The following is a 12,183-nucleotide window of genomic DNA, read 5'->3' on the forward strand; positions in this document are numbered from 1 at the left end:
GGTACTCTCGGCGAAGGCGTCATTCTCTGGGGGTATGACGGCTTTCGCAGAACGAGCTCGGGCGCAGCAAGATATTAAGTACGGAGCGCTCGCGCGGACCTGCTAAGTGTGGAGTAAGCAGCTCCATGAAGTCTAAGAACTAGGGTCGAACAAGAAAGCAGGAGCGCGGCATGGGATCGAACTTTGACTACTTGGAAGACGCTTTCCCATCGTTGGCGAATTTGGGGCGGCTAGCCGAGGCTTACCGGCAGTCAGATCCGAACTCGTCACTCCTCAAACAGGGGATGATCGGCGAGTCCATCGTGTCTATGATGTTCAAATTCGACAGCGTCACGAAACCTTACGATGACAGAGCGATCACACGGATCGACTCGCTCCAGAGCGAGGGCTTGCTGCCCAAAGATGTTTTGGACATTTTGCACCTGCTTAGAAAAGCTCGAAACCGAGCTGCGCACGATGGGTGGGGCGACGAAGAAACAGCGACCCAGTTCCTTTCGCCAATTCACTCAGTCACTGGCTGGTTCGCGACAACGTATGGCCCGGTAGATCTCACCATACCTACCTTCGTTCTTCAGACATCCGATACCGTCGCGGAGAATACGCAATCGCTGGAGCAAGATCAGCTGACGCTGATTGAAGCTGATGAAAAGAAAGCTGAGACGGCTCCAGCTGTGACGAAGTCAGTGCGCCGGGACCGCGCTGACAAGGCCGCGAACCAGCGCCCCCACACCGAAGCTGAAACTCGACTGCTTATCGATGAGCAACTGCGGCAAGTGGGTTGGGAGGCTGACAGTCAGGTGCTGCGCTACTCCAAAGGCGCACGGCCTGAAGCCTCAAGGAACTTGGCCATTGCTGAATGGCCAACCAACTCGGCGCTGCCTAACGGGGGTACGCGCGGTTTCGCCGATTACGCCCTCTTCGTCGGCAAGAAACTCGTTGCAGTAGTTGAAGCGAAAGCATCGCACAAAGACGTGCCTTCAGTCTTGGACTACCAGGCCAAGGATTATGCCCAGACGATTAGATCCGATCATCACGATCTGACGCTGGGCACCTGGGGCGTATATCGGGCGCCATTTATATTCGCTACCAACGGCCGCCCCTACCTTGACCAGTACAAAACGAAGTCGGGTGTGTGGTTCAGAGACGTGCGGAGTGCTGACAACATCCCGCGAGCTCTGCAAGGTTGGCACAGCCCCGGGGGTTTGATTGAACTTTTCGAATCCGACCCCGACAAGGCGGACAACGCACTTGCGAGTCTCAGCGATGATCTGCTTACCAATCCAAACGGCCTGAATCTTCGTAGCTACCAGATCGACGCAATCCACGCCGCCGAGGATGCGGTCACTGGCGGCAAAACACACGCTCTGCTCGCGATGGCAACCGGCACAGGCAAAACGCGCACTGTGCTTGGCATGATCTACCGATTTCTAAAAACCGATAGGTTCCGCAGAGTCCTGTTTCTGGTGGACCGCACCAGCCTGGGGGATCAGGCGGAAGACACGTTTAAAGATGTCAAACTCGAAGAACTGATGACTCTGAACGAGCTATACACGATCCAAGGCCTCGAAGACACAGAGATTGATCCGGACCTTCGCGTGCAGGTCTCGACCGTGCAGGGAATGGTCAAACGCCTTTTCCGTCCCGAAGGCGACACGAAACCCGCCGTGTCAGACTTCGATCTCATCATCATCGACGAAGCCCACCGAGGCTACTTACTCGACAAAGAGATGACCGACGACGAAGTACAGTACCGCGACCAATTCGACTATCAATCAGCCTATCGAAGCGCGATCGACTATTTCGATGCCGCGAAGATAGCGATAACGGCGACGCCTGCACTTCACACGACACAGATATTCGGGCAGCCGGTTTACACCTACACCTACCGTGAGGCCGTGATCGATGGATGGCTCGTGGACCATGACGCACCGCACCGTCTCACGACGAGACTGTCCAGTGACGGCATCAAATTCGCCAAGGGCGAAACCATACCGATCTATGATCCCGAAACGGGAGAAATTGCTAACAGCGCCGAGCTTGAAGATGAAGTCACCTTCGAGGTCGATCAGTTCAACCGAAAGGTGATCACCGAAGACTTCAATCGTGCGGTACTCGCCGAAATCGCCCAAGGCATTGACCCAACTTCGCCGGAGGAGTACGGCAAAACCTTGATCTATGCGGTCGATGACGCTCACGCTGACATGATCGTGAATCTGCTCAAAGGAATCTACGCAGAGTCCGGAGTAGATACCGATGCGATTATGAAGATCACCGGTAGCGTGGCTGGCGGCAACAAGAAAAAGATCAAAGAAGCGATCAAGCGGTTCAAAAACGAACGTTTCCCGTCAATCGTGGTCACCGTCGATCTGCTGACTACGGGAATTGATATACCCGAGCTGACTTCACTCGTATTCTTGCGCCGGGTTCGCTCTCGCATTTTGTTCGAGCAGATGCTCGGACGTGCGACCAGGCTTTGCCCTGAGATTGGTAAAGAGAAATTCGACATTTATGACCCGGTCGGCGTGTATGAGGCACTTGACCTCGTCAGCACGATGAAACCGCTCGCTGCGAACCCAAACACCTCTTTCGCGGATCTCCTCGAAGGCATCAACTTCACCGAGGAAGTCCCTGATAGCGAAGGTGACTCGTTGGCAGGAGTGATCACGCAGATCATAGCGAAGCTGCAACGCCGTGCTCACCGAGTGAAAGGCCAAGCCGCCGAACATGCGAACGACCTTGCTGGCGGGAAGGGTCTCAAGGGAGTCGCGGAAACTTTGAAGAACCTCAGCTCCGAAGACGCCGCCGAATGGGTCAAAGATCACGTCCATCTATTTGCCTACCTTGACGACAACACGTTTGATGGCCCCAGATCGCTCGTCATCTCCGACAAGTCAGACGAATTATTAACTCACACGAGAGATTATGGCGACACGAAACGCCCTGAGGACTACCTCGACGAGTTCACGACCTACCTGAAAACCAACCGAGATGAGATCGCAGCGCTCACCATTATCTGTACCAAACCTTCGGACCTCACGCGGGAACAGCTCAAGTCGCTTAAACTGGTCTTGGATCGCGCAGGGTTTACCCAGCAGAGACTTTCAAGCGCTGTCTCTGAGATGACCAATACCGATATCACTGCTGACATCATCTCCCTGATCCGCAGGTACACCATCGGTTCGCCCTTGCTCAGCCATGAAGAACGAGTAGAGCTAGCGGTGCAAAAGATCGAAAGCAAGTACGAGTTCAACAGGATGGAACAGAATTGGCTCAGACGAATTCAGGACTTCCTCGCCAACGAAGAGTTGATAAGTCAAGATACGTTTGACGAAGACGTCCGCTTCCGAAACAAGGGTGGGTTCGCGCAAATCGATAAGGCATTTCGAGGTCGCCTCAGCTCAGTCATCAATGACATCAACACCTACATGTACGAGGAAGCAGCTTAATGAACAACCAAGACATCGTCGCAAAACTGTGGAGACTTTCCGACGTTCTGCGTGATGACGGCATCACCTACCACCAGTACGTGACCGAACTGACATATATTCTCTTCCTCAAGATGGCCAAGGAGACTGGCACTGAAGGTCAGATCCCACGGGAGTACCGGTGGGACGTGCTGCGCACCAAATCCGGCATCGAGCTGAAGCGATACTACCGAGACCTGTTGCAACACCTCGGGGAGGCAGCCGCCGGACGCGTCCAAGAGATCTACGCTGGTGCGTCGACCAATATCGATGAGCCAGCCAACCTCAAGAAGATCATTTCTTCAATCGATGCCCTCGACTGGTTCTCAGCTCGAGAAGAAGGGCTCGGAAACCTCTACGAGGGGCTTCTTGAAAAGAACGCGAACGAGAAGAAGTCTGGGGCTGGGCAGTACTTTACCCCTCGTGTACTGATCGATGTGATGGTCAGAGTCATGGACCCCCAGCCGGGCGAGCGATGCAACGACCCCGCTTGCGGCACCTTTGGCTTCATGATCGCCGCGAACAAACATGTGCTTGAAGCAACGGACGACTTGTTCACCCTCGATCAAGACCAAGCAAAATTCCAAGTCAAACAGGCGTTCACCGGAGTCGAGTTGGTTCACGACACCCATCGACTCGCGCTCATGAACGCAATGTTGCACGGCATCGAGGCCCCGATCACGCTCGGTGACACTCTCTCGCCACTCGGCAAGAACCTGCGCGGGTATGACCTCGTGCTAACGAACCCGCCGTTCGGTACGAAAAAGGGTGGCGAACGCGCCAGCCGCGACGATCTCACATTCCCCTCCTCAAACAAACAGCTGAATTTTCTGCAGCACATCTACCGCAGCCTTAAACCCGGGGGACGCGCCGCCGTCGTGCTGCCAGACAACGTGCTCTTCGCCGACGGAGATGGCAAACGCATTCGTGAAGACCTCATGGATAAGTGCGACCTTCACACCATCCTTCGCCTGCCTACCGGCATCTTCTACGCGCAAGGTGTCAAAACCAACGTGCTCTTCTTCGAGCGCGGCGCGACTGACAAAAGCAACACCGGCGGAGTCTGGTTCTACGACCTGCGCAGTGGCATGCCGTCGTTCGGCAAGCGTACGCCCCTCACCACCCGTCACTTTGCTGAGTTCGAGGACGCGTACACGGCACCGGATCGAGTTGCGATCGAGGATGAGCGATGGAGCTATCTCACGCGCGAAGAGATCGCAGACAAAAATAATTCGCTCGACCGAGGCCTCATTCGTAGCACTGACGATGGGCAAGACCTCGTCAACCTAGACCCAGCTAGATTGGCAGCCGACGCGGCTGACTTGCTTGAAGAAGCAGTCGACTTGCTACGCTCCCTCTCAGCTGAACTAGGTTCCGAAGTCGTCCCAGACGAGGTCCGCTAGAGATGGCACGCAAACGCGCGACACCCCTCATCACTGACATCGAGGACATCCCCGACGAATTGCTGGTTCCCGAAGGCGAGCAGCCGTACGATATTCCGAACCACTGGACCTGGGTCCGGCTCAGTGCTATCTGTCTGGTGAACCCGCCGAAACCAGATGTCGAAGGAATCACCGACGACCGCGACGTGACATTTATCCCTATGTCTGCCATTTCCGAGACCACTGGGACTGTCATCGCGCCTGAAACTCGAGCTCTCGGAGCGGTAAAAGCAGGCTACACAGCGTTCCGTGCCGGGGACGTGCTCTTCGCCAAAATCACTCCATGCATGGAGAACGGAAAGGTCGCAGTAGTCGAATCGGATGCCGCCGGGCTTGCATACGGCTCTACAGAATTCCTAGTTCTGCGACCTAGCCCCCTACTCGATGAGAACTTCTTGCACACTTTCTTGCGCCAAGAGAGTTTTCGTGCTGAGGCTAAAGCTGTTATGTCTGGTGCAGTTGGGCAGCAGCGTGTTCCGCGTGGTTTTATCGAGACTCTAGCGTTTCCCCTGCCGCCGCTTGATGAGCAGCAAGCCATTGTCAAGAAAGTTCAGCAGACTATCCGAAGGCTAGACGACGTTCTCGAGCGCCTCGACCAGCTCCTCGACCAAGCGCCCGGACAGCGCGCCGCAATCCTTCAATCTGCAGTGACCGGGGCCCTCACTAAGTCGTGGCGAGTACGAAATAACACCACCTGGCCAGAACAGAGAAGCGGAGAGCTTTTCGACTTCGTCACAAGTGGCTCTCGTGGCTGGTCAAAGTACTACAAGGATGAGGGAACGGTGTTTCTGCGGATGGGCAACCTGACGCGCGATTCGATTGACTTCGATCTCTCTGATCTCCAGAGGGTTGCATTGCCGGATGAGGTCGAAGGCCGGAGAAGCCAGGTGTCCGACGGGGATCTGCTCATAACAATCACGGCTGACGTCGGGCACGTCGCACTCGTTCGTAATTTCATCGAAGACGCGTATATTAATCAGCACTTAGCTCTAGCCCGACCAGCCGGCCATGTGGTGCCAGAGTTCTTGGCCTGGTATCTCAGATCGCCAGTCGGCGCGGAGAACATTCGAGCTAAACAACGCGGAGCTACGAAGTCCGGGCTTGGACTGGACGACATAAGGTCGCTTGCGATTGTGTTGCCGCAGCCGGAAGAGCAGTTTGAGATTGTCCGTCGGCTGACGGTCGAACTTGAATGGCTCGATCGGGTACTCGCGCGCGTGCGGGACGCCAGAGACCAACTCGTTAGTGCGAGGAAAGTGGTTCGCAGTCAAGCAGTCCGTGGCGCGGCTTAGGCCCGGAACGTTAACCCGTCACTCCTATTCAGCGTCCGCCGAGCGGCGCTCCGGGCTCTGTCGTGACCTGCCCTGCGATATTTTGACGCAGGCGCAAGTCAGCGGGCGCAGCTAGTCTCGCGTGTGCCCAGCGAGCCCGAAATCGGATCAAAGTGAACTTATCAGTGTGAAAAATGAGCAAATAGTTTGCTGGGCAAGGTAAATGCGGGCGCCTTTTCAGGTGTGCCCCGCGATGATAGCCTCGCGGGGCACTGCCTTGTGCCGCACGCTATTCGAGTGCGCGGGCGCTCGCTTCCTTCGTCGGGACCTTATCCGGCGATGAGGAAGGTGAGTCCTGTTTCAGCGCCTCGCGCTCCTGAATGCGCGCTGCCTGATCGATGACCCGCTGCGCCTTCTTCGCAAGGTGGAGCAATTGCCGTGCGTCGAGTTTGGCTTTATCGCGGGCGCTCTCAGCCTCCGTCTTGCGAGTGAGGAGCTCGCGGAGACGGTTCTGCTCGAACGCGTTCTGCTCATGCAGCTCCTCGATGCGCTCGTGGGCCTCGTTCTTCTGGCGTTCTAGGTCACCGATTGAGACGCTGCGCTCGGCGAGCCCGCTGGCAGGGTTGTAGCGGTACGAAGGCTCGCGCCCGCCGTCACCGGCCTTGTGCAGGGCAACGAGATCGGCATGGTCGGCGAGCATCACAGCCAAATTCGCTGCGATCACGCGCTCGATTACCGCCTCAGTGAACTGCGCGCCGAGATCATCCTCGTGGATCGGCGAACCCAGCGACGAACCGTCAACGTCTAGCAGGGCATAGCTGGCACGACGCTTAAGGCCAGCGCGGAGCCGAAACTTCCGAGGCTTCAGGGCAAAACCGGACATGAAAGCGTGGCTGCGCTGGATGTTGAACTTCGCGAGCGTGGGGTCGATCAGCGTGGCGTCGTGAAGCAACTTGACTTCGCCGAGGCTCTGCTCAATGTAAGCAACGGTGAGGTCGTGGATCGTTTTGGTTGTATTCATAATGAGAGTCCTTTCTTGACTCATAGTTGGGTCAGTCGCCGTACTCGCGCTCTCGCTGAGGTTGACGCTGATTCCCGCGCATGAACCGTTCGCGCGCGGGAGTTTGGGGAGTTTTTGAGGTCATACGGTGCTTGAGACGCAGCGCAATCTGCTCGAACTCGTCGGGCTCAAGTTCGAGCCCGGCCATCGGCCGCGGAGCGGGCGCGATACCCGCGACTCGCTGCCGAAATAATTCGTTCACCGGCTCGGCCGTGAAGTCGGGAGTCAAAGCAGAGGCCTTCTTGCGCCCGATTCTGCCGTTATCGGTGCGGCGCATTTTGAAGGACCACCCGTCTCGGTGCGTTACCGCGAGGGTAACGCCCTGCTCGCCGAGCACCGTTTCGAACGAAGGCTGATCGATAGCACGAGGATCCTGCAGCGCGTCGAACACGGTATCGCCGAGGGTTTGCTCGAACCCCCGCGGTGCGAACGCCTCACGCCGCTGCTCCCAGCCCGGTTTTGGCTGCGCAGGATCGGGCAGCACTCGCAAGCCTTCATCACGCATCAAATCATCATTGAGCTGGTGCAGGCCGTGCCGCCAAGACGTGAACCGTTGCAAGCTCTTGCCCGTGAGGTTGTCATGGTTCAGCACAAGGATGTGAGCGTGACCATGCCCTCCTGCCGCGTCAGAGTGCACGACCACGAGATGATCAGCGCTGTGCATCCGTTCGACGAGTGCAGAGGCTATGTCGCGGATGCGCTCCATGTTCGCCCGCGAGGTCACATCGAACTCGTCGGGGTGAAAAGCGAGAACATACGAATATAGTTCGTTGCTGCGACCTGTGTTCTTCGCGAGGCGTTGGGCGCGAGCGACGAAATCGGCGGGAGAAGTGCTGCCGTTCGCCATCGAAACCATGAGGGCAGCGGCGCGGGTCTGACCTCGAGAACGCAGCCGCTCTCGGATCTTCTTGTCGTTGCCATACAGGACGTATGCAACCGAGGCAGCGGCATCCTTTGAGGGTTGAACATTGATCGTGCTCATGCGGATGTCCGATCTCCGAGGGCAGCGCGGACTTCACCCACTGCGGCGATCACCGCGCGTAGCGAATCGCCATCTACCGTCTGCCCCTTGCGAAGCGCCTGGTTGAGATTCACGCCGACGCGGCGCAACTGCTCGACCGCCCGGGCGAGCTCTAGGTCGGGTTTCTCGTGCGCGGTCTGTTGCATCGCGGTTTCGTGGGTTCCGCGAACATCGAGCGCGTCGCTCATCACCGCCCGCGCCCACGCCGACGGCTTCACCCCGAGCACCCGAGCACGGGCGCGGATCGCTTCGCGCTCTGTGTTCGTGAGCCGGACATCAAGCGACACATCGCGCCGCGCACGAGAGCTGACGCGGCGGACATGGCCACCGGTCGGCTCCATTACTTTTGCCGGAACTACGGCAAAAGTTTCGTCGCGCGGCTGCACGGATACCGGGGCACTACCCGGCACCGCTCCGCCGTGACCTACAACGCCCCGAGCCACAGAGCCACTGCGCTGCGACTCCCTCGGGGTGTTGTCGGTCTGGCCAGCAGGGTAACCGTCGGACAAAGCGCTGACGCGCTTTGTCTCCGGTTCTCGCTGGCCCGAGTCCTCGCGCGCTTCGCGCACTGCGGGCTGGGGTGGCCCGAGCACCCGACGGGGTGCCCGTGGCTGGGGGCTGATCGCGTTCACGCTCCTACCCCCTCACCGGCAGCAACCGCCATCGCGGCGGTCACGCCCGGTAGCGCCGGTGAGGGGGCAGTAGAAGTGAACACAGCGGCGATCCGCGAGCGCTGGGCCTCACTGAAGCGCGGCGCAGTGGCGATCAGATCGGCGATTATCCGGTCGGCCTCGTGCTCGGCGCGCTGCGGCGTGGTCAGGCCCTCAAGGCCCGCAGCAGTGAACAGCAGGCGACCGCGTAACTTTGCCGCGGACAAGTGGCCAGAATCGACGAGACGGCGCAAATGACGCTCGGAGTAGCCGCTGACGTCTACGGCGGCGGAGAGGGGGACAGAGTATTCAGAAGTAGGGGCAGAAATCACCATGACGGGGTCCAAACAGCAGTTACCTGCTGTCCTGACGCCAGTCGCCCGAGGGACAGATTTCTCGGACGCGTGGATGATTTCTAAGAAACCGAGGAGCGTAGACCCGGTGCCCTGATCGACTCGCCGTGCCGATCCTGAACTGGGGAGAAGGAACCAGGTTGCGATCTCCTGGCTGGACGGCTCCCCGTCGATTTTATTCTGTTATAACGTCAGCTTAGCCGATTTTCTCCGCCGATGTCCGGTCGCCTTTCAATTCAATCCTGACGAGCTCCGGGTCGAACCCCTTCGCTCCGCGTCTTGAAGGCAGCAATGTCACGGTCATCACCTCGGCTAAGATCAGCCGCCGGCGGGGGATGTCAAGACCTCGCCAGGCGGCTGCCACGTCAGTGGCATCAACCACTTGCAGCCCAGGGTTCGAGGGTGGGGGAGTGAGCAGCCCGTCGATCTCGTTCAAGCGGCCACGGAGGCGTGCGGATTGCTCGCGTACACCGTCGCCGTCGAGCACTCCGTCGGCGAACAGCGAGGCCAGGCCGTCGAGCCGATCTAGTACGGCGACCCGCTCGATCCGGAGTTCAGCACGGTCGACGCCGCGATCTTCTGGGCGCGCAAAGAGGTCGCGGGCATCGTCCCCCATGAGCCGTGCGAGCAGGGCACCCTCGACGAAGTCGTCGACGGGCCCAGCGTTTCGTGACAGGTGCTTGTGCGCGATGCACGCGTACAGACGTTTGGGCTCGTACTCGCGCCACTCACCGCTCTTGAGAGCGCCGGGGGCTCGCTGGTAGTAGCTCGTGTAGACCTTCGTCTCTCCGTCGTCGCAACGCCCGCACAGTGCAAGCCCGGTGAGTAGGTAACGGGGCTCGGTGCCCCATGCGCGCCGCCGGTCTGGAGCATGGAGCTTGGTCTGCACTGCATCGAACACGTCGGGCGACACGATGGCCTCGAACGCTCCGGGGTACTCCTGAGGTGACATCTTCGACAGCTTTCGCTTCTCAGGGTCTGGCTCCCACTTCGTGAGCACGCCCTTGTATCGCGCGTTGCTGAGCAGCGAGCGGATGTTCTCGTTCGACCACTCCCTGCTCCTCGTAGTCGTGAAGCCCAGCCGGGTCAGCTCTCGCGCTATGTGCGTGATCTTGACTCCGGCAAGGAAGTCCTCGAACGCCTTCTTTACCGCGTCGGCCTCGTCGTTGATCTGAGTGACGCCGTCCTCGTCGTAGCCAAGTATGCGACCCCTCATAATCGGAACGCCCTTGCGCCGCCGAGTTTCGTTCGCGCCGATGGCGCGCTCCGACTTTCGGCGGATCTCGAACCGGGCCACAGCCGCCAGCATCGTCGCGCGGAACTCACCGTCGGCGGTAGTGAGATCGATCTCGCCGTCCACAGTGGCGACCTTCGCGCCGAGGTCGATCAATTTCACGAGGTCTTGCAGCGTGCGGAGCAGTCGGTCGAGGTCGCGGGCGACGATCACATCGAATCGACCGGTGTCGACATGCGAGAGCATTCGAGCCCACTCGGTCTTGATGTCGCGGGCCTTCGTCGCCGAGACGCCCTCGTCGATGTACTCGGGGCCGTAATCCCATCCGCGTGCCTCGCACAGGGCGGAGATGCGCCGTCGCTGGGTTTCCAGAGTGAGCGACTCATCGTCGGTGTCGTCGGACTTCGAGACGCGGAGGTATACAGCTGCAACGGTCATAGTCGGATGCTATCGGACATCAACGTTAGAAAGTGTGGTTGTCGGGCTACTTCGCGCACTCGCTCAACGTCTACGGCCAGCAGGGGCGGGCGTGTCCGCGCTGCGGTCGTGAAGTCGTGCGCGAGAACTTTATGAACCGCGGCTCGCACTTCTGTAAGTTCTGCCAGCGTATTCGTTGAAGGTTGTTCGCGATCTATCGCGCTTGATTAGTGGCAGATATCACTGTCAGTTATGACTGACTGCTGAAGATTCCGGCGGCGTTGACCCCTGTAGTGGGGCAGAATAATCGATCCACAGCTATGTTGCAGAAGAAACTATTCTTGTATTTTTCTCATGTCGGGTGTTCGTATTCCCACAGACAGAGGGTTGAGCGAATACGCTGATGCGTCCGATAGTTCTCGCCACGGCGTTCTTACTTGTCATTGGTCAACTTGCCTTTGGGCTTACTGTGCCCGCACACGCAATTGCTACAGGCACCATCTCCGGGCATGTACTTATCGATGGGGCCCCGAACGTGTACCCGGGGAAACCAAACACCGTATCGCTGTATCAAGTGGTCGGAGTCGAAGACGTAGTGCCGGTGTACCGAACAGTTTCGCTGGACGTGAGCGGTAATTACGCAATTACTGGAATCTCACCCGGCACGTACACATTGGCCTTCCACTTTGGTTACGACTCGAGCAATGTCGGCGAAACGTACGCGCGGACCCAGTTTCTTGGTGGGGGCGCCGCTCCGCTTACTGGCACGAGATTCGCCCTGGCGGAAGGCCAGAACCTCGTACTGGACGACGAAGACGTGAGTCCATCTGGCGCAATAACTGGTCGAATGACAGACACCGCGGGAACGCCCCTCGCCGGATACGCCGTGCTGTACCAATCGGGCAATCGTGACAGCGAAAGTAGCTTAGTCGCAAGCGCTCGCATCTCCGCAGATGGAACTTGGGCCGCACGTGAACTTGTGACTGGCCCTTATTTCGTCGCCTTTACAACTTATGAGACACGCGGAGGCACGTACTCATATCGCGGATACAACGGCGTAGTAGCTCCGTCGACTCCCTTCCAAACCCAGTGGTGGGAAGAGGCCGATTCGATTCGGGCGTCAACTCCCGTCTCGTTGACATTCCAAGGGCAGACGATCAACGGGATCTCTGCGAAACTCGCGATACCCGGACCTCCGCGGGAACCTCAATGGGCAGGCGAAAAAGTTGGGGGGAACAATCCAGCTCAGAGTTCTTGAAGCCAGGCGTGCG

The 12,183-nt window shown here is 58.5% G+C and carries 8 protein-coding genes and 1 pseudogene; 4 read left to right on the forward strand and 5 right to left on the reverse strand.

All coding sequences use genetic code 11. From position 1 onward, the window contains the following. Positions 1 to 170: 170 nt before the first annotated feature. From hsdR to I6E60_RS06085, 3 genes are read left to right on the forward strand one after another with little or no spacing between them, the layout of a single operon-like run. On the forward strand, positions 171 to 3,446 hold the full coding sequence (gene hsdR, locus I6E60_RS06075; RefSeq protein ID WP_197179299.1) for a type I restriction-modification system endonuclease: 3,276 nt from the start codon (positions 171 to 173) through the stop codon (positions 3,444 to 3,446). Further along, positions 3,446 to 4,867, forward strand: a complete 1,422-nt coding sequence (locus I6E60_RS06080) for an N-6 DNA methylase (protein ID WP_197179300.1) — start codon at positions 3,446 to 3,448, stop codon at positions 4,865 to 4,867. Before hsdR ends, I6E60_RS06080 begins: the two co-directional genes overlap by 1 nt. A gap of 2 nt (positions 4,868 to 4,869) precedes the next feature. Then, entirely contained in the window at positions 4,870 to 6,198 is a 1,329-nt protein-coding gene (locus tag I6E60_RS06085; protein ID WP_197179301.1) for a restriction endonuclease subunit S, read from the forward strand. Between the two features lie 268 nt (positions 6,199 to 6,466). Here the strand turns inward: I6E60_RS06085 and I6E60_RS06090 are convergent, their stop codons facing one another. The 5 genes from I6E60_RS06090 to I6E60_RS06110 all read right to left on the reverse strand — a co-directional run bounded on the left by I6E60_RS06090 (position 6,467) and on the right by I6E60_RS06110 (position 10,933). Then, positions 6,467 to 7,198: a hypothetical protein gene (locus I6E60_RS06090; protein WP_197179302.1), complete on the reverse strand. Its 732-nt coding sequence runs from the start codon at positions 7,196 to 7,198 to the stop codon at positions 6,467 to 6,469. Between the two features lie 31 nt (positions 7,199 to 7,229). Continuing rightward, complete coding sequence (locus I6E60_RS06095; protein ID WP_197179304.1) at positions 7,230 to 8,219, reverse strand: relaxase/mobilization nuclease domain-containing protein; 990 nt, start codon at positions 8,217 to 8,219, stop codon at positions 7,230 to 7,232. Further along, on the reverse strand, positions 8,216 to 8,890 hold the full coding sequence (locus I6E60_RS06100) for a hypothetical protein (protein ID WP_197179306.1): 675 nt from the start codon (positions 8,888 to 8,890) through the stop codon (positions 8,216 to 8,218). The genes I6E60_RS06095 and I6E60_RS06100 overlap by 4 nt, the downstream gene beginning before the upstream one ends. Next, on the reverse strand, positions 8,887 to 9,243 hold the full coding sequence (locus tag I6E60_RS06105) for a hypothetical protein (protein WP_197179308.1): 357 nt from the start codon (positions 9,241 to 9,243) through the stop codon (positions 8,887 to 8,889). The genes I6E60_RS06100 and I6E60_RS06105 overlap by 4 nt, the downstream gene beginning before the upstream one ends. Before the next feature lie 214 nt (positions 9,244 to 9,457). Further along, the gene (locus tag I6E60_RS06110) at positions 9,458 to 10,933 is read right to left on the reverse strand and encodes a recombinase family protein (protein ID WP_197179310.1); all 1,476 of its coding nucleotides are present in this window, start codon (positions 10,931 to 10,933) and stop codon (positions 9,458 to 9,460) included. Positions 10,934 to 10,974: 41 nt separating this feature from the next. Between I6E60_RS06110 and I6E60_RS06115 the strand changes: the two are divergent. After that, a pseudogene (locus I6E60_RS06115) lies at positions 10,975 to 11,112 on the forward strand (zinc finger domain-containing protein); the annotation flags it as partial. Between the last annotated feature and the right edge of the window lie 1,071 nt (positions 11,113 to 12,183).

It is taken from the genome of Salinibacterium sp. SWN167, assembly GCF_015864665.1.
GTDB lineage: Bacteria > Actinomycetota > Actinomycetes > Actinomycetales > Microbacteriaceae > Rhodoglobus.